The sequence below is a fragment of the Amycolatopsis vastitatis genome (genome assembly GCF_002234595.1).
Taxonomy (GTDB): domain Bacteria; phylum Actinomycetota; class Actinomycetes; order Mycobacteriales; family Pseudonocardiaceae; genus Amycolatopsis; species Amycolatopsis vastitatis.
In genome coordinates, this window is sequence record NZ_NMUL01000012.1 from 41,392 (window position 1) to 63,110 (window position 21,719).

Below are 21,719 nucleotides of genomic sequence, written 5' to 3' on the forward strand. Positions count from 1 at the left end.
CCGCCATGCGCCTGGCCGACTACCTCGACAAGGGGGCCTCGCTCGGCCCCTCGGCGCCGTGCCTGACCACGGCGGGGATCTCGCTGAGCTACGCGACCGTGCAGGAGCTGTCCTGGCGGATCGCCCGGGCGCTCGACCGCTCCGGCGTCCGCCCGGGCGAGAAGGTCGCGATCCTCTCCGGCAACGACCCGATCGCGTTCGCCTGCGTCTTCGGCGTTTCCCGGGCGGGCGCGGTGTGGTGCCCGGTCAACCCCCGCAACGCCGCCGCCGAGAACCGGGACCAGCTGGACCTGTTCGACTGCACGTGCCTGATCTTCCAGTCGTCGTTCGCGCCACTGGTCGAGAAGATCCGGCCGGAGCTGCCGAAGCTGAAGACGGTCGTCTGCCTCGACGACGGCTCGTTCGAGGGTTGGCTCGGCGACGCCGAGCCCTGGGAAGCCCCGCCGGTGGACGACGTGGTGATGCTCGTCGGCACCGGCGGGACGACCGGCAAGCCGAAGGGCGTGGTGCTGACCGGGCACAACATCGAGACGATGACCGCGCTGACGCTGATGAGCTACCCCTTCGAGGGACGGCCGAAGTACTTGGCCCTGGCGCCGCTCACGCACGCGGCGGGGGTCCTGTGCTTCCCGGTCATGACGCTCGGCGGCGAGATCGTCGTGATGCCTTCGCCGGACTTGACGGAGTTCATCGACCTCGTCGAGCGGAACCGGATCACGCACGCGTTCCTGCCGCCGACGCTGATCTACCTGCTGCTGGACAACATCACGCTGGATGCCGCGGACCTCTCGTCGCTGCAGTGCCTCTGGTACGGCGCGGCGCCGATGTCCACCGCGCGGCTGAAGGAGGCGATCGAACGGATCGGACCGGTGCTGGGCCAGCTGTTCGGGCAGTCGGAGGCACCGATGATGATCTCCACGCTGGCGCCGGCGGACCACTTCGACGCCGACGGCACGCTCGCCGTCTCGCGGTTCGCCTCGGCGGGCAAACCGACACCCTTGACGCAGGTGGCCATCGTCGGCTCCGACGGCCGGTTCCTGGAGCGGGGAGCCCGCGGTGAGATCGTGGTGCGCGGCCCGCTGGTGATGGCCGGGTACTACCGGGACCCGGCCGCCACCGCCGCGGTCTCCCGGGACGGGTGGCACCACACCGGCGACGTCGGCTACCTCGACCGTGACAACTATCTGTACATTGTGGACCGTCTCAAGGACATGATCATCAGCGGCGGGTTCAACGTCTACTCCGCCGAAGTCGAACAGGCGCTGATGAGCCACCCCGCGGTACGGGACTGCGCGGTCGTCGGGCTGCCGCACGAGAAGTGGGGCGAGCAGGTGACCGCCGTGGTGCAGTTCCACTCCGGACGCGGGGTGGCGGCCGCGGAGCTGCGGGAGTTCGCGAAGGACCTGCTCGGCAGCGTCAAGGCGCCCAAGGAGGTCCTGGTCTGGCCGGACCTGCCCCGGTCCAAGGTGGGCAAGGTGCTGAAGGGAGAGGTCAAGGCGCGGCTGCTCACGCCGCCTGCCACCGGCGGAGCTTCTCGGGGTTCCGCACCGCCCAGATCCGCTTGATCGACTCGCCGGCCACGTCGAAGGCCATGACCATCACGACGGCTCCGCCGCGCCGGGCGAGCAGGCCCGGCCGGCCGTTGACCACGGTCTCCTCGAGCGTCAACGCGGGGATCCGGCCCGTGATGTCCACGGTGTAGCGCGCGATCCGCTCGCCTCCGGTGATCGGGCGGAGCACCGCGCTGACCAGGCCGCCGCCGTCGGCGGTGGCCTGGGCGCCGGGGTCGAGGAGGCCGATCAGTCCTTCGATGTCCTTCGCCTCCCAGGCCAGCTTGAAGGCCCGGACGACGTCCGCGCTCCCCCGCGGCGGCACCGCCGCCCGGGCCGCCCGGACGCGGCGGCGCGCGGAGGTGGCCAGCTGGCGGCACGCCGCCGCCGACCGGTCGAGGACCGCCGCCACCTCCGCGAACGGGTAGCCGAACACGTCGTGGAGGACGAACGCCACGCGTTCGGCCGGCGTCATGGTCTCCAGCACGATCAGGAACGCCATGGTGACCGACTCGTCCAGCGTGACGCGGTCGGCCGGATCGGCGGGCCACCCCGCCTCCGCCGGCAGCGGCTCGGGAACCCACTCGCCGACGTAACGCTCCCGGCGGACCCGCGCCGAACCGAGGAGGTCGAGGCAGATCCGGCTCGCGACCGTCGTCAGCCACGCGCCCGGCCGGTCGACCGCTTCCCGCTGCGGCCCGGACAGGGCGTACCACCGGCCGTACGCCTCTTGGACGGCGTCTTCGGCGTCGCTCAGGGACCCCAGGAGCCGGTAGGCGAGGCCGATCAGCCGCGGCCGTTCACCCAGAAGATCACTCACACCGCTCTGACGAGTCCGGGCGGCGATCCGTGACAGCGCCTCACATCCGGCCGGGCCGTTTCGCCGGGAATCCGGAACCGACGAAAGGAACTCCGATGTCCGAAGCGATCTTCACCGCGAACCCCGGGGCCGAGCGGGTTTCCGACGAGCTGGTCGCCCGGGCCGCCGCCCACTACGACGAAAAGGCGCTCTGGACGCTCGTGCTGGTGCTGAGCCAGATGTGCTACTTCGTGCCGGTGGCGCTCGTCGCCAAGCCGATCCCGGGACGGCCGCTGGACGAGAACCACACCACGTGACGCCCGTACGCGCCCGGGCGTAGCCGCAAGTGCCGTCCGCGGGCGGACGACCGCGGACGGCACCTGCCCCGACGATGGAGCCCTCGAAAAGGGAGGGCGGCCACCATGACCATGCTGAGCACCCGGGCTCGCAAGACCTACCTGCTGGCACACCTCGTGTCGGCCGGCCTGTGGTTCGGGATCGACGCGGCGTTCGGCATCCTGGTCTGCACGGCGCTGATCTCCGGAGACCCGGCCGTGGTCGCCACGAGCCTGCGTGCGGTCGGCCTGTTCGTGGTGTGGCCGATGCTGACCACCGCCGTCCTCACCCTCGGCACCGGCGTCGTGCTCGGCCTCGGCACCAAGTACGGCCTGGTCCACTACTGGTGGGTGGCCGTGAAGCTGGCCGCCAACGTGCTGATGCTGCTGCTGATCTTCTTCTCGCTGCGGCCGGGGATCGACGACGTCGTCGAGTACGGCAGGCAGCTCGCGGCCGGCGGGACGCCGCTGGGCGACCCGAGCGGCCTGCTCCCGCCCGTCGTCGTCGCGCCCAGCCTGCTGCTGCTCTCGAACGTCGTCTCGGTCTTCAAGCCGTGGGGCCGCGTCCGGCGAGGACAGCCGGCACCGGTGCGGTGAGCGCGTACTCGATCACGCGCGGTGTAGTGTTTCCCGGTCCGACCGGCGTGCGTGACCGCGTGAGGTGCCATGACAGTGCGGCGGTACCCAGTGGCGATCGCGTTCGTCCTCGTCACGGCGGCGATGATCTTGGTCAACGGTTTCGCGTTCTGGGGCGACACCGTCGCGCTGTGGATCGACGACGCCATGCAGCTGAGCGCGGGGATCTCCGCGGTCGTCTGCGGTGTCCTGGTCGCCCGCCGCGTCCGGGGGCACCAGCGCTGGTGGCGGGTCCTGGTCGCGACCGGCATGACCGCCTGGTCGCTCGGCCAATGCGTCTGGTCCTGGTACCAGCTGATCGACGGCCGCGGGCTGCCGTCGCCGTCGCTGGCCGACGTCGGGTACCTGAGCTTCCCCGTGTTCGCACTCGCCGCCCTGTTCGTCCTCGCCCGGGCGCGGGTCCGGCCGGACCGCGAGCGCTGGCAGCCCGCGCAGTGGACGGCGCACTTCGGCGTCGCGGTCGTCATCGACGGGCTCGTCGTCACCGGCTCGCTGTTCATCCTGACCTGGACCGCCGCGCTCGGGCAGGTGGTCAGGGCCACCGGCCCGGACGCGCTGACCTGGGCCGTCGCCATCGCCTACCCGCTGTCCGACCTGGTGATCGTGGTCGTCGCGGTGCTGCTGGTCGTGTTCGACCGGGTGGACCGGCCCTACCGCGCGAACCTGCTGCTGGCCGCCGTCGGGATCGTCGCGCTGGCCTGCTCCGACAGCGTCTTCGCCTACCTGGTGAGCATCGGCGCGCAGAGCATGAAGCCGTGGGCGGACGCGGGGTTCGTGCTCGGCCCGCTGTTCATCGCCTTCGCCCTGCTCTTCACGCCCCGGGCGCGGCGGCACGACGACGCGGGCCAGGCGGCCGGGGTCGACTGGTGGCAGGTGGCGCTGCCGTACCTGCCCGTCACCGCGGTCGCGCTGCTGATCACGGTGCAGCTGCTGGCCGGAGCCGGGCCGGACGGCGTCGAGGTGTCCGTCGGCGTGCTCGTCGTGTTCCTGGTGCTCGCGCGGCAGCTGCTTTCCTTGCTGGACAACAGGTTGCTGCTGCGGAGGGTGTACGAGGGCCGCCAGCAGCTGACCCACCAGGCCTTCCACGACCCGCTGACCGGGCTGGCCAACCGCGCGCTGTTCGCCGACCGGCTGGACCGGGCCGTCGAGCACGCCGCGGACGGCGGGCACCGGCCGCTCGTGCTGATCTTCGTCGACCTGGACGACTTCAAGGAGGTCAACGACCGGTTCGGGCACGCGGGCGGTGACGTCCTGCTGCACGCGGTCGCCCAGCGGCTGCTGAGCTGCGTACGCGCCGGCGACACGGTCGCGCGGCTGGGCGGCGACGAGTTCGCGATCCTCCTGGAGGGCGAGCTGGACGCACCGCAGGCCGTCGCCGACCGGATCCAGAGCGCGCTGCGGCGGCCGTTCGCGGTGCACGGCACGCTGGTCCCGGTCCGCGCGAGCATGGGCCTGGTGGTGCCGGACCCGGCCGAGCCGCTGGTCACCTCGGACGTCCTGCTGGGCCGCGCGGACTCGTCGATGTACGCGGGCAAGCGGCTGGGCAAGGACACCACCGTCGTGTACCACCCGTCGCCGGACGGGCCGCCGGACTTCCCGTCGGCGCTGCGCCGCGCGGACGGCGGCCTCCCCGAAGGCTTCGCGCTGGTGTTCCAGCCGATCGTCCGGCTCGCCGACGAGACGCCGGTGGCCGTGGAGGCGCTCGCCCGGTGGACCACGCGGGACGGCACCGCGGTGTCGCCCGAGACGTTCGTCCGCGCCGCCGAAGGCGCCGGCCTCGGCGCCGAACTGGACGCGCTGGTGCTGGACCTCGCCTGCCGGGAGATCACCGCGGCCGGGCTGGACCTCACCGTGCACGTCAACGTCTGCGCGAGCCGGCTCGGCGCCGCCGCGCTCGAGGAGAGCGTCGGCGCGAGCCTCGCCCGGTACCGGCTGCCCGCGGACCGGCTGATCGTCGAGATCACCGAGACCGTGCCGGTGCCGGACCTGACCGCGGGGGCCGCCGCGATCCGCCGCCTGCAGGCCCTCGGCGTCCGGGTGGCGCTCGACGACTTCGGCGCCGGGTACAGCTCGCTGACCGTCCTGCACGCGCTGCCGGTCGACCTGATCAAGCTGGACCGGGCGCTGACCACCGGCGTCCAGCCGGACCGCGACGCGGCGCTGTGCCGGTCGCTGGTCGGGTTGTGCGCCGACCTCGACGTGGCCGTGGTCGCCGAAGGCATCGAGACGGCCGAGCAGGCCGAACTGGTCGTCCGGGCGGGCTGCACGACCGCCCAGGGCTACCGGTTCGGCCACCCGGCCCCGCTGTCACAGCTGCGGCTGTCGACGCTTTCCGCAGGTTAACCAGCGTTCACACTCGCGGTTAACCAGCGTTCACGCCCGGCGGCAGCACGCCGAAGACGGTCGCGGTCGAGCCGGCGCCGTTGCGGTTGATCGGGCCGCCCGCGAGCACCCAGGCGCCGGTGGTGGGCAGCGCCTTGAGGTTCGCCAGGATCTCCAGGCTGATCCGGTGCCGCCGGTAGACCAGCTTGGACACGGTGTAGGTCTCGTCGGTGCCGACGTCGGGGCTGAAGGTGTCGGTACCGGTGCCGCCGCGGCGCCCCAGCCGCCCGGTGTCGATCAGCCACCGCACGGCGGGAACGGAGAAGCCAGGCTGGTGCAGCACGCCGTCCGCGCCGGTGTTCGGGTACGCGGGGGTGCCCCACTTGGCGTCCCAGCCGGTCCACAGCACGACGACGGACTCGTCCGGGATCCGGCCGTGGCGCTTCTCCCACGCCTTGAGGTCGTCGACCGTGACGGCGTAGTCCGGGTTCGCCGCGGCCTTCGCCCGCACGTCGATCTTCACGGCGGGCCGGAACAGGTCGCCCGGGTCCATGTCGTCGGCGAGCGGCTCGCCGGTGTTGAAGTGCCCGGGCGCGCCCCAGTGCGTCCCGGTGTGCTCGCCTTCGCGGACGAACTGGAGGTAGTAGCCGTCCGCGGGGATGGTCGCGATGGTTTCCAGCTCGAAGGCCGGGTCGCCGGGGAAGACGTTCGTCGTGGCGGGGTCGTTGACGTGCGAGAGGTTGACCAGGTTCAGCTGGTCGAGCCGCACCGGCGGGACCGTCGGCGCGGCTTGGGCCGTCCGCCCGGACAGCGCGGTGCCGAACACCCCGGCCAGCCCCGCGGCCAGCACCCTGCGTCTCATCGGCATGAGGGATCACCTTTCCACCCAGTTCCGGGCGTGACCCCCGGCATGACACGGTGATATCACCCGGGCTCGGCGCGGCCAAGGAGTTGCGGGAAGATGGGGTCGTGGGCAACGACATCGAAGACAGCGCCGACGACGGCATCCTGGACCCCGAAGACACTTTGGACGACCGCGACGAGCTGGCGGAGGGGTACTCCCCGCCGGAGCGCGCGCAGGCGACCGAGGGCTGGGGCACCACCGCGCGCGAGACCGCCGAGGGCGAAAGCTGGGAACGCCGGCTCGCCCGCGAGGTCCCGGACGTGGCTTCCGAGGAGGGCGACGGCCTCGGCGACAGCGAAGACACCGACGGCGAGCTGATCGACGACGAGGTCGGCGACGTCCGCGCGGGCCGCTTGGTCGCCACCGACGAGGGCTACGGCGAGGACAGCGACGAAGAGCTGTACGCGTCCGACGCGGGCATCGACGGCGGCGCGGCTTCGGCGGAGGAAGCGGCCGTCCACGTGATCGACCCGTCGCGGCGCTGGTGAGGTGACGGGCCGGCGTCCGAGGCACCAGGACCGCCCGCCACCCTCTCGGACGCTGCCGACGTCGTGAACGACTCGTTCACCCCGCCTGACGTCATGAACGACTCGTTCATGACGTGCGACGAGCCGCCGGCGTCGCCGAATCCGCCGCGGGCCAGGCCGTGACGATCTACGCGCTCGGCACCGCGCTCACCGCGATCCCGCTCTCCGCGGCCACCGCAACCTGGCGCCGCAAGCGTTTGCTGCTGGCCGGCGTCGCCGGGTTCGCCGTCGCCAACACCGTCACGGCGCTGTCGGCGGACTACCTGCTCACGATGGTGGCCCGGTTCGTCGCCGGCGTGGCCGCGGGCGTCGTCTGGGCGCTGCTGGCCGGCCACGCCCGGCGTCTCGCTCCCGCGCACCGGCAGGGCAAGGCCATCGCGATCGTCATGGCCGGCATCCCGCTCGCGCTCTCCCTCGGCATCCCGGCCGGGACGTTCCTCGGCGGCCTGCTCGGCTGGCGCTCGGCCTTCGGTGTCATGTCGGTGCTCGCGGTCGTGCTGCTCGCGTGGATCACCGCGGCGGTGCCGGACCAGCCCGGGCAGGCCGGCGGCCGGGTCCCGGTCCTGCGCACGTTGACGGTGCTCAGCACGCTTCTGGTCGCGGTGGCCGCGTTGCTGCTGGCGGTGTTCGCGGGCAGCCCGGTGCCGGTCTACGCTGCCGTGGCGCTGTGGGGGCTCGGCTGGGGCGGCGTCCCGACGCTGCTGCAGACGGCGGCCGGGAACGCCGGCGGCGAAGCGGCGGACAACGCGCAGGCCATGCTCGTCACGCTGTGGAACGCCGCGATGGCCGCGGGCGGGGTGGCCGGCGGTGTCCTGCTCGACGCCGCCGGGCCGGCGGCGTTCCCCTGGACACTGCTGGTGCTCCTCGTGCCGGTACTCGCCCTGGTGCTCGGCGCGCGGCGGCACGGCTTCCCGGCATAGTCCTCAGTGGACGAAGGGCCCGGACGCGCTCGCGTCCGGGCCCTCCAGCTTTCAGCAGCGGCCCGCGACAGCCTTCAGCAGTTCGGCGTTGGCCGTGTCACCGGACAGCTCCCAGGCGAACACCCCGCCGAGCCCCTGCGACTTCGCGTAGCCGGCCTTGGCCGACGCCGTCTCGGGCGTGTCGTAGCTCCACCACTGCGAACCGCACTTCGCGTAGGCCGTGCCGGCGACCCGGCCGTTGGCGGGGCACTTGGTCTTGAGGACCTTGTAGTCCTCGACGCCCGCTTCGTAGGTGCCGGGAGCCGGGCCGGTCGCCGTGCCGCCGGGCTGCTTCTGCGTCACGCCGTCCCAGCCGCGGCCGTAGAACCCCAGGCCCAGCAACATCTTCGACGACGGCACGCCCTGGTGGCGCAGCTTCTGGATCGCCGCGTCGGCGTAGTAGCCGGCCGTCGGGAGGCCCGGGTAGGCCCGCAGCGGCGAGTGCGGCGCGGTGGGCCCGGCCGGGCTCGCGCCCGCGACGAAGTAGTCGTAGGTCATCACGTTGTACCAGTCGAGGTACCGGCTCGCCCCGGCGTAGTCGGTGGCGTCGATCTTGCCGCCGGCCGAGCCGTCCGCGGTGATCGCGGCGGTGACGAGCTGGTGCCCGAACTTCGCGCGCAGCGCCTTGACCAGTCCCGTGAACGCCTTCGGGCCACTGGTGTCGCAGGTGTTGCCGCAGGCGTTCGGGTACTCCCAGTCGACGTCGATGCCGTCGAAGACGCCCGCCCAGCGCGGGTCGTTGACGAGGTTGTAGCAGGATTCGGCGAACGCGGCCGGGTTCTTCGCGGCCTCGGTGAACCCCGCCGACCAGGTCCAGCCGCCGAAGGACCACAGCACCTTCAGCTTCGGGTGCAGCTTCTTGAGTTCGAGGAGCTGGTTGAAGCTGCCGTGCAGCGCGCCGGGTTCGGCGCCGTCGGCCTGGCCGTCGACGCTCGCGGCGGCGTCGTAGGGCATGTCGTGGTCGGCCCACGGATCGCCGACCGCGCAGCCGCCGCCCGTCACGTTGCCGAACGCGTAGTTGAGGTGCGTCAGCTTCGCGGCCGATCCGGACGTCTCGATGTCCTTCACGTGGTAATTGCGGGCGTAGACGTCCCAGTCGGCGAAGTAGGCCATCACCTTGCCCTGGGCCTGCCCGGCGTTCGCGGGCGGCGCGACGACGGAGGCACCGGCGAGCGCGAGTGCGATGACGGCGACGCGTTTTCTCATGCGGAGCACGGGATTCTCCCAACCTGCCGTGTGGACACGCCGAGGCTAACAGGTCCAGACCATTCTGAACCAGGGTCAAATCAGTACGGTCAACGGATTTCCCGAAGCTCCCCCAGCCGGGCGCGGATTCACGGACGTGCGATGATCGCCCGATGACCGAGTTCGGCTGCGCCCGCTGCTCCGGCGACGACGCCCTGACCGCGCTGGCGTTCTGCACGACCCGGCTGCGCAAGACCCATTGCCTGGTGGAGCGGTCCCATTTCAGCGTCTCGCTGCGCCGGTGCCTGGAATGCGGCCAGTCGTTCGCCGCGATCTTCACCGAGTTCGTCGACCGGGCCGGCGGCGAAGACGCGCAGTACTTCGACTTCGTCCCGCTCACCACCGCCGAGGTGACGTCGCTGGCCGCGCAGGGTCCCCGCGTCGACCTCGCCGAGCTGGGCGCGCTGGGCAGTGTCCGGCGGCGGCTGTCGTCGAGCTGGCCGACGGGTGGCGAGAAGGAAATCGCCTGGCGGACGGATGCGCTCGCGGTGCGCGAGGGTCACTGACCGGCGAGGCGGAGGATCGCCGCGGCCGAACGGTCGACGTCGGCCTCCGTCGTCGTCCAGCCGGACACCGAGATCCGCAGGTAGCGGCGGCCGCGCCAGGTGGTGCCGCCCAGCCAGCACGTGCCGTCGTCCTGGACCTTCCGGGTGAGCGCGTCGGTGTCGTCGCCGAAGGAGACCAGGACCTGGTTGAGGACGACGTCGTTGCCGATTTCGGCGCCGCCGTCGGCGAGAGCCTTCGCGAAGCGCCGCGCCAGCCGGCAGCAGCGGTCGACGAGTTCGGCGACGCCGTCGCGGCCCAGCTCGCGCAACGCCGCCCAGACCGCGAAGCCGCGAGCGCGGCGAGACGACTCCAGCGTCAGATCGCCCATGCCGGACACTTCGCCGGCCCCGGTCAGGTAGGCCGCGCGGTAGGCGATCGCCGCGGCGTGGACGTCCGGGCGGGCGCAGAAGACGAACCCCGAGTCGTACGGGACGTTCAGCCACTTGTGCCCGTCGCAGGCCCAGGAGTCGGCCAGCTCGACGCCGTCGAGCAGCGCCGCCGTGGCCGGGTTGGCCGCGGCCCACAACCCGAAGGCGCCGTCGACGTGGAGCCAGGCGTCGCCCGCGGCTTCGCGGGCGGCACGCAGGTCGTCGCACGCGCCGGTGTTCACGTTCCCCGCCTGCAGGCAGACGATCGCCGGTCCGCTGCCGGCGGCGAGGACCCGTTCGAGGTCGGCCACATCGATCGCGCCCTGCGGCCCGGCGGCCACCGGCTCGACGGCCCGGGTGCCGAACCCCAGCAGGCGCAACGAGCGGTCGATGGTCGCGTGCCGTTCTTCGCTCGCGACGACGCGGACGCGCGGGGCACCGGTGAGCCCGTCGCGTTCGACGTCCCAGCCGGCTTCGGCCAGCACGTGGTGCCGGGCCGCGGCGAGCCCGGTGGTGTTCGCCGACTGGCCGCCGGTGACGAACCCGGCGGACGCCGTGGCGGGCAGGCCGAGCAGCTCCTTCAGCCAGGCACCGGCGACGTCTTCGGCGGCGGCCGCGGCGGGTGAGAGGACGGCGTTGAACCCGTTCTGGTCCCAGCCCGCGGCCAGAACATCAGCGGCAGTCGCGGCGGGCAGCGCGCCGCCGACGACGAAGCCGAAGAACCGCGGCCCGGCCGTGGCGACCAGTCCCGGTTCGGCGGCGCGGGCGAGCTCTTCGAGCACTTCGGACGGTGGGCTCGGCGCTTCCGGCAGTGGGCCGCCAAAGCCGGCGCGCAGGACGTGCGGGTCGGCGGCACGGGCGACCGGCCGGTCCGCCAGGCTCTCGCGGTGGTCCGCGGCCAGTTCGGCGGCGCGGGCCAGCAGTGCGCGTATGTCGTCCACGGGCCGACTGTAGGCCGTCGCGGGAACAATCAAGGACTTCCGGGCGTAGCGTCTGTTATGGAGACTCCGTTGAGCACCGACCGGCTCGTGATCCGGGACTGGACGGTGGACGACGCCGAAGCCGCGTTCGCGATCTACGGCGCGGAGGACGTCACGCACTGGCTGACCCCGGCCATGGACCGCGTCGGCGACGTCGGCGCGATGCGCGCGGTGCTGCAGGCGTGGCAGGAGGCGCAGCCGAACCTGCCGCCGCCGCGCGGCCGGTGGGCGGTGCAGCGCAAGGACGACGGCGTCGTGATCGGCGGCCTCGGCATCCGGCTGCTGCCACCGTTCGAGGAGGACCTCGAGCTGAGCTGGCAGCTCGCCCCCGGCGTCTGGGGCAAGGGCTACGCGTCGGAGGCGGCGACGGCGCTGATCGGGTGGGCGTTCACCCAGGACACCGAGGAGCTGTTCGCGGTGGCGCGGCCGAACAACACGCGCGCGATCGCCGTGGCCAAGCGGCTCGGCATGCGGTGGGTCGGCGAGACGGACAAGTACTACAACCTGCGCCTGCAGGTGTACCGGCTCCGGCACACCGACCTCATCGACTGACGGGCTCCAGCAGGAAGACGCGGATTTCGCGGTGCCCGGCCCGCACGGCGTAGCGGTCGTAGGCGGGCCAGTACGAGGCGACGGCGTCCCACATCTCCTGCCGCTCGTCCCCGGTCAGCAGCCGGCCGGTGACGTCGGAGGTCCGGCCGCCGATCGCGACCGTCGCCTTCGGGTTCGCCAGGAGGTTCGCCGACCAGGCGGGGTGGGCCTCGCCACCCCAGTTCGAGCCGATCACGACGTACCCGCCACCGCGTTCGACGTACAGCAGCGGCACCTGCCGCGGCTCACCACTGCGGCGCCCGATGGTGGTGAGCAGCAGCGTCCGCAACCCGACGGCCGCGCCGACCCCGACCCGGCCGCCGCTGACGCGCAGCAGCACCCGGTCGGCGGGCACCAGCGCCCGCCCGAGCACCGCGAACGCCCTGCTCTTGCCGAACCCGGCGAAGACACTTCGTAAACCGGCCACGCCGGAACCCTAACCGCACCGGGTTTCCTGGCAGGGTTCGGCACATGACGGAAACCGCCGCCGAAGTCTACGACGCGCTCGGCAAGGACTACGAGACCGCCTTTCCCGACCAGGCCGGGCAGAAGGCCGTGCTCGAGTGGCTGCTCGGCCGGCTCTCCCCGGGCGCCACGGTCGTCGACCTCGGGTCGGGCACCGGCCGCCCGGTCGCGGAGACCCTCGCCGCCGCCGGGCACGACGTCACCGGGTACGACGTCTCGGCGGAGATGATCGAAATCGCGCGAGCCCAGGTCCCGGCCGCGCGGTTCGAGCAGGCCGACCTCCGCACCCTCACCCAGCCGCCCGGAAGCCGGGACGTGGTCACCGCGTTCTTTTCCCTCCTCCAGATGAGCCGCGCCGAGATCGACGCAGTGCTGGCGAAGGCGGCGACGTGGCTCGTGCCCGGCGGCTGCTTCGTGCTCGGCACGGTGGCGGCGGACGCCGACGAGGTCGAGTTCAGCTTCCTCGGGCACCCGATCCGCGCGAGCAGCTATCCTCCCGAGACGTTCGTCGCGCGGCTGGAGGGCGCCGGCCTGGAGATCGTCTACCGCGAGCTGGTGCGGTACGAGTCGAGCCATCCCGGCGTCCGGCCGGAGGAGCAGCTCTACCTGGCCGCCCGCAAACCGGCCTGACCCGACAGATGTGAATTTTGCTCAAGTTTGTGCGTGTTCCCGGCGGGGGACCCGAGCTAAAGTGAGGAATGGGCATCGAAGCTCTGGCCACGCCGGTACCTCGCGAGCACCGCCAGCTCGTCCGCGAGATGCTGGCGAGGCTGCCGGAGTTCGCCGACCGCCTCGCCCGGCTGCTCGGCGAGCAGGACGACTTCTACCGCCAGGTGGAGCGCGTCGCGCCCGGCGAGCTGCGCCAGGTGTGCCGGGCCAACCTCGAACGCGCGCTGACCGCGGTCGCCGAAGGGCACGGCCTCGCCATCGACGCCGCCCGCAAGACCGGGCTCGTCCAGGCACGCCAGGGCATCCCGCTGCCCGCCGTGCTGCGCGCGTTCCGCATCGGCGGCACCTTCGTCTACGAAGCCCTCCTCGAGCTCGCCGGCCCGGAGTTCCTCAACCCGACCCGGACGATCCAGATCAACTCCTACGTCTGGAAGGCGATCGACCTCTATTCGGACGCGCTGACCACGGCGTACGAGGAGGTCGCGGCCGAGCCGTCGCACGCGAACGCGCGGCTGCTGGACGACCTGCTGCGCGGCAGGCTCGTCAGCCAGGCGGACATGGAGGCCGCCGCGCGCGAGCTGGGCCTGCCGACCGCGGGCATGTTCGTCACCGTCGTCACCGAACGCGTCGAGCCGGACGAGCACGACTCCGTCGAGGCGCTGCTGCGGGCGCGCCGCTGGCGGTCGGCGTGGCGGCCCGGCGGCGAGGCGGGGCTGGTCGCGATCGACCGGATCGAGGACGTCCGGCGGTTGCGCGAAGTGCTCGGTTCCCTGCCGGTGGCGGCCGGGATGAGCAGGCCGTTCACCGGCTTCCCCGACGTGCCGGACGCCCTGCACCGCGCCCGGATCGCCCGCCGCTCGCTGCCGTCGGGGACGGCTGGTGTCGTGGTGTTCGGCGACTCGCCGGTGACGACGCTGGTCGCCGCCGCGCCGGGGATGGCCCGCGATGTCGTGCGGTCGGCGCTGGCCGGCGTGCTCACGCTGCCGGGCGCCGAACGCAAGGTCCTGCTGGACACGCTGCTCGCGTGGTTCGCCGGCCACGGCTCGGCGAAGGAGGCCGCGGACCGGCTGTTCGTGCACCCCAACACGGTCCGCTACCGGCTGCGCCGCGTGCAGGAGCTGACCAAGCGGGACCTCACCGACCCGGTCGACATCGGCGAGCTGTACGTCGCGCTCGAATCGGTGCGGCTCGATCCGGAGCCATCGTAGATCGACAACTACCTATTGACTTTCGATAGATCGACGGCGATAGTCGTCGCATGGTTACCGAGAAGTGGGCCGTTGCCGCGCTCAGAATCTTCCTCGTCGTGCTCTTCGGCGTCCTCCTCGTCTTCCAGACGCTCTCCCTGCCGGGCGGGATTGCCTACCACACACAGCAGAACCCGCACGACGCGCCGCTGCGCTGGCCGCTGACCGCCATCGCGGTGTTCCTCGTGTTGTGCGTGCAGGTGATCCTCGTCGCGACCTGGAAGCTGCTGACGCTGGTCAAGAAGGACCGGATCTTCACCACCGCGTCCCTGAAGTGGGTCGACGCGATCGTCTGGGCCGTGGGCGCCGCGTGGGTGGTCTTCGCGGGCATGCTGATCTTCGTGGGCTTCAACGCGGACGACCCCGGGATGCCGATGGTGCTGTTCCTGGTGACCGTCGGGATCACGGTGATCGGGCTGCTGATGGTGGTCATGCGCGCGCTGCTGCGGCAGGCCACCGCGCTGCGCTCCGACATGGAAGCGGTCATCTGATGCCGATCGTCGTGCGCATCGACGTCGAACTGGCCAAGCGCAAGATGAGCGTCGGGGAGTTCGCCGAGAAGGTCGGGCTCACGCCCGCCAACGTCGCCGTGCTGAAGAACGGGCGCGCCAAGGCCGTGCGCTTCAGCACCCTGGAAGCCATGTGCCGGGTGCTCGGCTGCCAGCCCGGTGACCTGCTCGAATGGGTCGACGTGGAGGACGAAGACTAGGCCGGGGCTAAGCCGCGTCCGCTTCGACGAGGCGGGCCAGTTCCAGCAGGGCACCTTCGAAGCCGGGGCCGGCGGTGAGCGCCACCGTGAGCGGCCCCCCGCGCCGGTCCGTGCCCACCGGGAGCGTCACCGCCGGTTCCGTCCACTGAGGATGATCCGAGCCCGCCGAGACGACGACGTCCGGCCGCGCGGGCGGGTGCCTGCGGCCTCCCGCGTCGAGGTCGAGCACGACATTGCCGTGCAAGGAAAGCAGCGCGGCCACGTCCGCGACGGCGTCGCGCAGCTCGCGGTCGGCGATCGAGTCGGAGTGGGCGCCGATGGCCGGGCGGGACGGCTCGCCGTCACGGGCGAGCCGCGGCACGATCGCCCCGAGGTCGCCCCGGGCGCAGGTGAGCACCCGGATTCCGGGGACGCCCGCGAGGGGATCGGCGAGGGTGATGCCCGCGCTCGCGGCGGCCGCCACGATCCGGGCCCGCCAGCGCGCGGTCGCCGCGATGGCGACCAGGGAAGGGTCCTGCGACAACAGGGAGTTTCTCCTTTGCTCTCCGGCGCGGCGGGTGTGGATCGTCCGATGGTGGGGCCCTGCCCGTTGTGCCCGGGAACAAACATGTTTGGTCGCTTGGTCCGAACGGCCGTGCCCATGCGGCCTTCCGGTCGCACCGGGTGTCTGTAACCGCGGGTCACACTTTGACGCGCGACGTGGTGCGCGCCACTATCTGCGCACTGATTACCGCCGGGTAATTTGCGTGTACGGAGTACGACCCAGGAGGACCGTTGCGACGAGCTTTCGGCCTGATCTTGCTGGCGCTGGGGGTTTTCGCGGTCGCCGGGGCAGTGGTGCTGCCGACCTACGTCTACCCGAAGCTCGCCAAGGTGCCGCTCGACCAGGACTCGACGTCGGTGCTGGAAGGCACCGCGAGCAAGGTCCTCGCCGTGACCGACAACGGGTCCGGCCCGGTCGCCAAGATCCGCGAGAACGCGAAACTGACCGCGACCGGCCGCGTGCAGGCGAACTTCGCCGCGCCGGAGATGCACAAGGACACCGATTACGCGGTCTGGCTGCTCGGGGTGCAGGTCAAGGACGACGCCGACGGCACCATGGTCAGCGCGACCAAGCGGCAGGTCTGCTTCGACCGGCGAACCGCCGAGGGCTACGAGCCGAACGGCGCGAATGACCCGAAGTGCGACGCCAAGAGCAGCTACGTCACCGGACCGGACGGGACGAACGTCGACAAGGCTCAGCCCGGCTTGAACTTCAAGTTCCCGTTCGGCACCGAGCAGAAGGACTACAAGGTCTACGACGACAACACCGGCGCGGCCGTCACCGCCAAGTACACCGGCACCGAGACGGTCAACGGGATCGAGACCTACAAGTTCGTCCAGAACATCCCCGACACGAAGCTCGACTCGAAGAAGGTCCCCGGCTCGCTCATCGGTTCGGCCGAGTCGTCCGTCACGGCCGACCTCTACTACCGCGGTGTCAACACGATGTGGGTGGAGCCGGTCACCGGGATCGAGGTGAACCAGCAGCAACAGCAGCACCAGGAACTGCGGGCGGGCACGAGCACGACCGTCGTGTTCGACGGGACGCTCGCCTACAACGGCAAGACGATCGCGCAGATGGTCGACCAGGTCGACGAGAACAGGGGCAAGCTGGAGTTCCTGTCGAGCACCGGCCCGCTGTGGCTGGGCATCGGCGGCGGGGTGCTGATCCTGGTCGCGCTCTACCTGCTGTTCCGCCGCCGTCCGACCCCGCCGCCGGCGCCGAGGCAGCGGCGCCAGGTGGTTTTCGCCCGTACCTGACTTTCCTTTCGGGGGCTCCGGTGCCGGAGCCCCCCGGTTGTCACCGTCTCCGCAGGACCAGGACCAGATTCCAGGAAGCTATTTCCCGCAGGCCGGGAACCCGCACGATCCACATCGCCCAGCTCGGGTGGTACCGCGGATAACCGGCCACCAGGTCGGCGAGCGGCGTCGCCTTCGCCCAGCGAAGTGCGGCGCCGACCGAAACCGGGAACAGGCTTTCCCCGAATTTGTTCTTGGGCTGCTTTCCGAGTTTGCGGAGATAGCGCTGCCGGGCGTAGTCGCCGCCGAGGAAGTGCCACGGCGCCGTCTCGTGGCCGCCCCACGGCGAATACCACGGCGTGAACGAGGCGAAAACCGTGCCGCCGGGTTTGGTCACCCGGCACATTTCGTCGAGCATGACCCACGGCTCCGACACGTGTTCGAGCACGTTCGACGAGTAGCAGACGTCGACGGAACCGGTGCGCACCGGCAGTTCCGTGCCGCTGGCGCGGATCATGTTCTCGCCGGGCTCGCCCCGCGCGGACAGTTCGCCGACGTCGGGATCGAGGCCGAGATAGGCGGCGCCGGCCGCGCGGAACGCGTCCGAGAAATAGCCGGGTCCCCCGCCGACGTCGAGTACTGTGCGCCCCGACAGCGGAGCGTGCGAAGCCAATTGCCGGACGGAGTCGGCGGCCAGCGCCGAATAGAAGCCGTCCGGGTCCGTCTGTTCGGTGAGGAACGTCCGGAACAGCGTCACGGAACGGCGGAGCGTGGCGCGGTGCGGCCGTGCCGTCGCGACGATAACAGGATTACCTACCATTGAACCGTCGCTTTCCCGAATACGTTCATCTAGGGTGTACGCACCGGTAACCTAGCATCGTCGCAGGAGTTTGGATAACCCGATGGAACGTCCTCGTGTGCTCCTCGTCAACTGGCGCGACACCGGCCATCCCGAAGGCGGCGGGTCGGAGCGGTACGTCGAGCGGATGGCCGAAGGGCTCGCGAAAGCGGGGTACCGGGTCGAGATCCAGTGCGCCGCCTACGCCGGCGCGGCCGCGGGCGAGTGGCGCGACGGCGTCCGCTACCGGCGGCGGGGCAACAAGTTCGGCGTCTACGCGCACGCCCTGCGGGCGATCCGCCGGGCCCGCGCGGACCTCGTGGTGGACGTCCAGAACGGCATGCCCTTCTTCGCCCGGCTGGTCGCCGGCTGCCCGGTGCTGGTGCTCGTGCACCACGTCCACAAGGAACAGTGGATCAGCGCGCTCGGCGAGACGCTGGGCCGGATCGGCTGGTGGATCGAGTCGTGGCTGGCGCCGCGGCTGTTCCGCAAGTGCCGCTACGTCACGGTTTCCGAGGTCACCAAGGTTGAGCTGGCCGGGCTCGGCGTCGACCGGGAGCGCGTCACCGTGGTGCCGAACGGCCTCGACGCGCCGCCGCCCTGCACGTCCGGCCGGGACCCCGAACCCACCCTGGTCGCGGTGAGCAGGCTGGTGCCGCACAAGCGGATCGAGCACGCCATCGACGTCGTCGCGCGGCTGGCGGGTCGCTGGCCGTCCCTGCGGCTGGAAGTCGTCGGGCAGGGTCCGTGGGACGAGGTGCTGCGCGCGCACGCCGCCGAGCGCGGTGTCGCGGACCGGGTCGTCCTGCACGGCTGGGTAGACGAGCAGGCCAAGCACGAGATCCTCGCGCGGTCGTGGGTGCACCTGTGCCCGTCGGTCAAGGAGGGCTGGGGCATCGTCATCATGGAGGCCGCGGCGCACGGCGTGCCGTCGGTCGCCTACCGCGCCGCCGGCGGCGTCGCCGAGTCCATCGTGGAGGGTCGCACCGGCCTGCTGGCGGAGGATTTCGAGGATTTCACCGCCCGGGTCGACGATCTGCTCGCCGACGCGCCGAGGCGCACGGAGATGGGCCTGGCCGGTGCCGAGCGGGCCGGCCTGTACAGCTGGAACGCGAGCGCCGCCCAGTTCGAGTCCCTGGTCCGCGCCACCTCCGGACGCCCCGCACCCCGTCCCCGGGTCCTCACCCCGCACCGCGCCGAGCAGCGGCCCGTGATGTCATGAACGACTCTTTCCTGTCACCGGACGACAGGAAAGAGTCGTTCATGTCATGGCCGCGCGGCCTGACCCCGCACCGCGTCGCGGAACTCGTCCAGCAACCGGGCGGCGGCAGGCGCGTCGAAGTCCTTGCGGCGCGCGCGCACGGTCACGGTCGTGGTCCCGCCGGTGGTCGCCGCGCCGAACGCCACCCCTGACCGGCCACTGGCCGCCGGGTAGAACGCCAGCGAACGCACGGTGTCCCCAGTGGACACCAAGCCGAGGTTGGACACGAGGAACGTCGAACCCAGCCTGCTCGCCAGCAGCCGGGTGCCCAGGCGGGCGAGCCTGCTGCTGCGGACGGGGAAGTCCGGTTCGGGCGCCTGCGCGGCCAGCACCGCGGCGGCGTCCGCGCCACGGCCGAGCCGCAGCCGGAAGAACGCGCTGTCGTGCACCGGTTCCGGCGCCGCGCCGGACCGCCGTGACGCACCCACCGCCGCCACGACGCGGGCGGTCCGGGCACCGTGCGCGCGGTTCCAGCGTTCGGTGGCGCGGACGGCGGCCGCCACGAACCCCGCGGCTCCCAGGCGCAGCCGCGGTTCGCGACGGGCGGCGAAGACGTCTCCTGCGGCCGCCACGGCACGGTCGGGGCTGATCCGGCCCGGCGGCGCGAAAAGTGCCTCAGCGAGCCGCTGGAGGGCCGAAACCGCAAAGGACCTGCCACCGGGACGTTCGCCGATCCCGCGCGCCGCCGAGGAAACCGGGACGTCGAGGAGGATGCCCAGCAGGGCCAGGAGACCGAGGCCGTCGAGGGCGCCGTGGTGGGCGGCGACGAGCAAGGTCGGTTCGCCGGTGCGGACGGCGACGCGGACGAGCGGCTCGGTGCGTTCGTAGGGCACCGAAGCGAAGCGGTCGCGGACGGCGGGCAGGTCGGCCGTCACTTCGATTTCGGGCAGCAGACCGAGGTGCGGGTACTGCTGGATCGCGGCGGCCAGCCGGGCGCGGAGCTTTTCCGGTTCGGGCGGGGCCGCGGCGAGGTCCGCTTCGAGGAGGATGCTCCAGGAAACGGTGGGGTCGCCGTAGAGCCCGACGACGCGGTGCGCGTGGTCGGAGGCGAGCCGGGTCACGCGTCAGCGGTCCCCGTAGATCTTGTTCGGGTGGTCGGCGGGGTTGTACTTCACCTGCGCGTTCAGCTTTTCCTGCACCTGGGCGGAGCTGTCCGGGTCGGCGCTGCTGATGAGCGCGAACCCCGCTCCGGTCGCCGTGCCGCCCCCGATGATGACGGCGGCGATGATGCCGATGACCGTGCCCACGTGTCACTCCTTCCGCGGCGGGGAATTCCTGCCGCGGCCCAATGTACGCATCGGTAACATGCGGCACAACAGTGCGACGCACAGCAACGTCAGCGCTACTCCGTTCGCCACGACGGCGGGCGCCCACGAAATCCCTTTCACCACGGGCACACCGGGCGTCCGGTAGAGCGTCAGCCACGCACCGGACCAGGCCGGGGTCGCGTCGGCGAGCAACCGCGAGTCGACGTCGCCGGGTGTCCCGTGTTCGACGAGGATCCAGCCGATGCCCTCGGCGGTGAGCTCCCGCGCGGACGTCGCGGCGCGGACGTCCCCGATCCGCGGGTCTTCGCCGGCGACGCGCTCGGTGCCGACGACCAGGGTGTCGTCCATCAGCACGGGTTTCGGCAGAGCGCGCGGCGCCGGGTCGAGCTGGGTGCGGTCGGCGTTCCAGGCGAACCCGCGGAACGCCGAAAGCGGCAACGTCAGCACGTCGCCCGGCCGGTCGTCGGCACCGAGCACCTCGGACACCGCCCGCCAGTCGTCCGGGTACTGCGCGGTGCCGAGCCGTCCCCAGCCGGCCCACGCCAGGTCCGGCATGGTGAGCAGCGGGAACGCGGCCGCCGCGGCCACCAGGGCGACGCGGCCACCGGAGGTGCGCAGTTTCGCCGCCGCGGCTTCGACGGCCAGCGCGAACCCCAGCGCGAGCGGCAAAGCCCACCAGGCGACCCACTTCTGGGCGTCCCGCAGGAGCCCGGCGCCGGGCAGGTGGCGCGTCGCCGCGGTCAGCAGCGCGTCCCCGCCCGGCAGGGTCGCCAGCGACGCCAGGAGGACACCGGCGAGGCCCAGAGCGAACAGGGACCGTGCCGGCGCCTTCCCCCACCGCTGCGTGAGCGGGAAGAGCCCGGCGATCGCGATGGCGACGACGACGAGCGTCAGCACCGGGATCAGCGGCATGGCCCGGCTGCCGGGCACCGTTTCGGCGTTCCAGATGCCGCCCAGCCCGAGCACGCTGAGCAGCGCGGGCCCCCAGCTTTCGGCGCGGGCGCTGAACGCCGCGACGCCGGCGGGGTCGGAGTACGTGCCACCGGCGTCGAGGAGCGTCGGCAGCAGCCACGGCAGGTTCAGGGCGACGGCGATGGCGAGCGTCAGCCAGAGCCGCCGCGACCCGGCGGCCACGGCCATGACGGCGGCGGCCAGCACCCCGCCCGGCGGGGTCAGCACGGCCGGGGCGCACGCGATCACCAGCTTCGGCAGGGCGTTCGGCTCGTGCCGGCGCACGGCGAGCCCGGCCCGGACGATCCACGGCAGGCACGCGTAGGTCAGCAGCAACGGCCAGTGTCCGATGAACAGCCGCTCGGCGACGTACGGCGTCCAGGCGTAGGCCGTCGCGGCGACGAGCCGGGTGCCGGTGTGCTCGGTGGGGACGAGCCGCCCGGCGCCCAGCGCGGCGAAGAAGATGGCCAGGAGCAGGACGAGTTTCTGGACGATGTCGCCGGGCAGCACGGCGGTGGCGAGCGCGACGGCGGCGTCGGCGGGGACCGACCGCGGCAGGGTGCTGCCGAGCCCGACGGCGTCCGGCACGAAGTACTGGCGTGGCGCGAAAACCATGTCGTAGCTCAGGACGAACCCGCGGCCCAGCAACGGCCCGCAGACGGCGAAGGCCAGTACGGCGGACAGCACGGGGAGCGCGAACCGCCTGCCCGGTGCGTCCACTGCCCTTCCTTTCCGTTGCCCGCGCGGTTAAGGTCGCAGGTCATTAC

Annotated in this window: 24 protein-coding genes; 14 read left to right on the forward strand and 10 right to left on the reverse strand. The window is 72.0% G+C overall.

Annotation, left to right across the window (positions count from 1 at the left end; genetic code table 11):
- The first annotated feature begins 5 nt into the window (after window positions 1-5).
- Window positions 6-1,565: an AMP-binding protein gene (locus tag CF165_RS14365; protein WP_093948004.1), complete on the forward strand. Its 1,560-nt coding sequence runs from the start codon at window positions 6-8 to the stop codon at window positions 1,563-1,565.
- Here the strand turns inward: CF165_RS14365 and sigJ are convergent.
- Window positions 1,507-2,370, reverse strand: coding sequence for an RNA polymerase sigma factor SigJ (gene sigJ, locus CF165_RS14370; RefSeq protein ID WP_240521597.1), 864 nt, complete (start codon window positions 2,368-2,370; stop codon window positions 1,507-1,509). The genes CF165_RS14365 and sigJ overlap by 59 nt on opposite strands.
- Window positions 2,371-2,465: 95 nt before the next feature.
- On the opposite strand from sigJ, the gene CF165_RS14375 reads away from it, so the two are divergent.
- The 3 genes from CF165_RS14375 (at window position 2,466) to CF165_RS14385 (ending at window position 5,663) form a co-directional block, all read left to right on the forward strand.
- Window positions 2,466-2,666, forward strand: a complete 201-nt coding sequence (locus CF165_RS14375) for a carboxymuconolactone decarboxylase family protein (RefSeq protein WP_093948006.1) — start codon at window positions 2,466-2,468, stop codon at window positions 2,664-2,666.
- Window positions 2,667-2,771: 105 nt separating this feature from the next.
- Window positions 2,772-3,281 carry a hypothetical protein gene (locus CF165_RS14380; RefSeq protein WP_093948007.1) on the forward strand — a complete coding sequence of 170 codons (510 nt, stop codon included), beginning with the start codon at window positions 2,772-2,774 and terminating at the stop codon, window positions 3,279-3,281.
- Window positions 3,282-3,350: 69 nt separating this feature from the next.
- Window positions 3,351-5,663, forward strand: coding sequence for a putative bifunctional diguanylate cyclase/phosphodiesterase (locus CF165_RS14385; protein WP_240521598.1), 2,313 nt, complete (start codon window positions 3,351-3,353; stop codon window positions 5,661-5,663).
- Between the two features lie 19 nt (window positions 5,664-5,682).
- On the opposite strand, the gene CF165_RS14390 is transcribed toward CF165_RS14385, so the two are convergent.
- Complete coding sequence (locus CF165_RS14390; protein WP_093948009.1) at window positions 5,683-6,510, reverse strand: cyclase family protein; 828 nt, start codon at window positions 6,508-6,510, stop codon at window positions 5,683-5,685.
- A gap of 101 nt (window positions 6,511-6,611) precedes the next feature.
- Between CF165_RS14390 and CF165_RS14395 the strand changes: the two genes are divergently transcribed.
- Together CF165_RS14395 and CF165_RS14400 are read left to right on the forward strand one after the other, a co-directional pair.
- Window positions 6,612-7,034 carry a DUF5709 domain-containing protein gene (locus tag CF165_RS14395; protein ID WP_093948010.1) on the forward strand — a complete coding sequence of 141 codons (423 nt, stop codon included), beginning with the start codon at window positions 6,612-6,614 and terminating at the stop codon, window positions 7,032-7,034.
- Between the two features lie 113 nt (window positions 7,035-7,147).
- A complete protein-coding gene (locus tag CF165_RS14400; protein WP_093948011.1) occupies window positions 7,148-7,993 on the forward strand; it encodes an MFS transporter in 846 nt (281 codons plus the stop codon).
- A gap of 51 nt (window positions 7,994-8,044) precedes the next feature.
- Here CF165_RS14400 and CF165_RS14405 read toward each other — a convergent pair whose 3' ends face one another.
- On the reverse strand, window positions 8,045-9,238 hold the full coding sequence (locus CF165_RS14405) for a glycoside hydrolase family 18 protein (RefSeq protein ID WP_439098506.1): 1,194 nt from the start codon (window positions 9,236-9,238) through the stop codon (window positions 8,045-8,047).
- Window positions 9,239-9,390: 152 nt separating this feature from the next.
- Between CF165_RS14405 and CF165_RS14410 the strand changes: the two genes are divergently transcribed.
- The gene (locus CF165_RS14410) at window positions 9,391-9,783 is read left to right on the forward strand and encodes a hypothetical protein (RefSeq protein WP_093948013.1); all 393 of its coding nucleotides are present in this window, start codon (window positions 9,391-9,393) and stop codon (window positions 9,781-9,783) included.
- Here the strand turns inward: CF165_RS14410 and CF165_RS14415 are convergent.
- Window positions 9,777-11,123: a pyridoxal phosphate-dependent decarboxylase family protein gene (locus tag CF165_RS14415; protein ID WP_093948463.1), complete on the reverse strand. Its 1,347-nt coding sequence runs from the start codon at window positions 11,121-11,123 to the stop codon at window positions 9,777-9,779. The two genes, CF165_RS14410 and CF165_RS14415, sit on opposite strands and share 7 nt — an antisense overlap.
- A gap of 66 nt (window positions 11,124-11,189) precedes the next feature.
- Between CF165_RS14415 and CF165_RS14420 the strand changes: the two genes are divergently transcribed.
- On the forward strand, window positions 11,190-11,723 hold the full coding sequence (locus CF165_RS14420) for a GNAT family N-acetyltransferase (protein WP_093948014.1): 534 nt from the start codon (window positions 11,190-11,192) through the stop codon (window positions 11,721-11,723).
- On the opposite strand, the gene CF165_RS14425 is transcribed toward CF165_RS14420, so the two are convergent.
- Window positions 11,713-12,189 carry a nitroreductase family deazaflavin-dependent oxidoreductase gene (locus tag CF165_RS14425; protein ID WP_093948015.1) on the reverse strand — a complete coding sequence of 159 codons (477 nt, stop codon included), beginning with the start codon at window positions 12,187-12,189 and terminating at the stop codon, window positions 11,713-11,715. The two genes, CF165_RS14420 and CF165_RS14425, sit on opposite strands and share 11 nt — an antisense overlap.
- Before the next feature lie 44 nt (window positions 12,190-12,233).
- Here CF165_RS14425 and CF165_RS14430 point away from each other — a divergent pair, with 44 nt between their 5' ends.
- From CF165_RS14430 to CF165_RS14445, 4 genes are all read left to right on the forward strand, one after another.
- Window positions 12,234-12,857 (forward strand): class I SAM-dependent DNA methyltransferase, encoded by a 624-nt coding sequence (locus CF165_RS14430; RefSeq protein WP_093948016.1) that lies wholly within the window; start codon window positions 12,234-12,236, stop codon window positions 12,855-12,857.
- Between the two features lie 68 nt (window positions 12,858-12,925).
- The gene (locus tag CF165_RS14435; protein ID WP_093948017.1) at window positions 12,926-14,104 is read left to right on the forward strand and encodes a PucR family transcriptional regulator; all 1,179 of its coding nucleotides are present in this window, start codon (window positions 12,926-12,928) and stop codon (window positions 14,102-14,104) included.
- 50 nt (window positions 14,105-14,154) lie between these two features.
- Complete coding sequence (locus tag CF165_RS14440; RefSeq protein WP_093948018.1) at window positions 14,155-14,634, forward strand: DUF2975 domain-containing protein; 480 nt, start codon at window positions 14,155-14,157, stop codon at window positions 14,632-14,634.
- On the forward strand, window positions 14,634-14,852 hold the full coding sequence (locus CF165_RS14445) for a helix-turn-helix domain-containing protein (RefSeq protein ID WP_093948019.1): 219 nt from the start codon (window positions 14,634-14,636) through the stop codon (window positions 14,850-14,852). The genes CF165_RS14440 and CF165_RS14445 overlap by 1 nt, the downstream gene beginning before the upstream one ends.
- Before the next feature lie 7 nt (window positions 14,853-14,859).
- Here CF165_RS14445 and CF165_RS14450 read toward each other — a convergent pair whose 3' ends face one another.
- The gene (locus CF165_RS14450) at window positions 14,860-15,375 is read right to left on the reverse strand and encodes a hypothetical protein (RefSeq protein WP_240521600.1); all 516 of its coding nucleotides are present in this window, start codon (window positions 15,373-15,375) and stop codon (window positions 14,860-14,862) included.
- A 251-nt stretch (window positions 15,376-15,626) separates the two neighbouring features.
- Here CF165_RS14450 and pgfA point away from each other — a divergent pair, with 251 nt between their 5' ends.
- Window positions 15,627-16,655: a cell envelope lipid trafficking protein PgfA gene (gene pgfA, locus CF165_RS14455; RefSeq protein WP_093948020.1), complete on the forward strand. Its 1,029-nt coding sequence runs from the start codon at window positions 15,627-15,629 to the stop codon at window positions 16,653-16,655.
- Window positions 16,656-16,695: 40 nt separating this feature from the next.
- Here the strand turns inward: pgfA and CF165_RS14460 are convergent, their stop codons facing one another.
- The gene (locus CF165_RS14460) at window positions 16,696-17,391 is read right to left on the reverse strand and encodes a class I SAM-dependent methyltransferase (protein WP_093948021.1); all 696 of its coding nucleotides are present in this window, start codon (window positions 17,389-17,391) and stop codon (window positions 16,696-16,698) included.
- A gap of 145 nt (window positions 17,392-17,536) precedes the next feature.
- Between CF165_RS14460 and CF165_RS14465 the strand changes: the two genes are divergently transcribed.
- Window positions 17,537-18,694, forward strand: a complete 1,158-nt coding sequence (locus CF165_RS14465) for a glycosyltransferase family 4 protein (protein WP_240521601.1) — start codon at window positions 17,537-17,539, stop codon at window positions 18,692-18,694.
- Window positions 18,695-18,738: 44 nt separating this feature from the next.
- Here CF165_RS14465 and CF165_RS14470 read toward each other — a convergent pair whose 3' ends face one another.
- The 3 genes from CF165_RS14470 to CF165_RS14480 are packed head-to-tail and all read right to left on the reverse strand — an operon-like array spanning window position 18,739 to window position 21,672.
- Window positions 18,739-19,794, reverse strand: a complete 1,056-nt coding sequence (locus tag CF165_RS14470) for a hypothetical protein (protein ID WP_093948023.1) — start codon at window positions 19,792-19,794, stop codon at window positions 18,739-18,741.
- Window positions 19,795-19,797: 3 nt separating this feature from the next.
- Window positions 19,798-19,980, reverse strand: a complete 183-nt coding sequence (locus CF165_RS14475; RefSeq protein ID WP_093948024.1) for a hypothetical protein — start codon at window positions 19,978-19,980, stop codon at window positions 19,798-19,800.
- Between the two features lie 3 nt (window positions 19,981-19,983).
- A complete protein-coding gene (locus tag CF165_RS14480; protein WP_093948025.1) occupies window positions 19,984-21,672 on the reverse strand; it encodes an MmpA family trehalose lipid delivery protein in 1,689 nt (562 codons plus the stop codon).
- Window positions 21,673-21,719 lie beyond the last annotated feature (47 nt).